This window comes from Mesorhizobium sp. M7A.F.Ca.CA.003.01.2.1 (assembly GCF_003998945.1).
Taxonomy (GTDB): Bacteria; Pseudomonadota; Alphaproteobacteria; order Rhizobiales; family Rhizobiaceae; genus Mesorhizobium; species Mesorhizobium ciceri.
Map to the genome: position 1 here is coordinate 1 of NZ_RZRA01001499.1, position 751 is coordinate 751.

Sequence of the window (751 nt, forward strand, 5' to 3'; positions counted from 1 at the left end):
GCTCGGCACCCAGCCCGATGACGGTGCGAACGATCGCCGCGGTGTCGCGATTGCCCAAATCGTGGATGAACGAACGGTCGATCTTGATCTTGTCGACAGGAAAACGCCTGAGGTAGCCGAGCGACGAATAGCCGGTGCCGAAATCGTCCAGCGCGATGCGGATGCCGAGTTCGCGCAACTGCCGCAGCGTCCTTAGCACCACCTCGCTTTCGTCCATCAGCACGGTTTCGGTGATCTCCAGTTCCAACCGACCGGCTGGCACGCCGGAGAAAGCCAGCGCCGAGATGACGCTGCGGGCGAAGCTGCCGCTTTTAAGTTGCACGGCCGAGACATTGACCGCGACGCGCAGGCCGGCGGGCCACCGTGCCGCCGCCGTGCAGGCTTTCCTCAGCGCCCATTCTCCAAGCGGCACGATCAATCCGGTTTCTTCGGCGACCGGAATGAAGCTGTCCGGCGCCACCATGCCACGTTCTGGGGAATGCCAGCGCATCAAGGCTTCCGCGCCGACGATCTCGCCGGAGGCGATGTTCATGATGGGTTGGAAATCGAGGTCGAATTCCTGGCGCGACAGTGCGGTCCCGAGGTCGACCTCCAACGCACGCCGTGCCTGTACCATTGCGTCCATTCCGGGTTCGAAGAAGCGATACAGATTGCGGCCTTCGCTCTTCGCCCGGTAAAGCGCTGTATCGGCGTTCCTCAGCAGCGTGTCGGCGTCTCCGCCGTCGTCGGGGAAAACCGCGATGCCCAGGCT

The 751-nt window shown here is 63.4% G+C and carries 1 protein-coding gene; it reads right to left on the reverse strand.

Going from position 1 to position 751, the window contains the following annotated elements:
* On the reverse strand, positions 1 to 751 hold a 751-nt coding region (locus EN969_RS33760; RefSeq protein ID WP_164758782.1), incomplete at both ends, for an EAL domain-containing protein.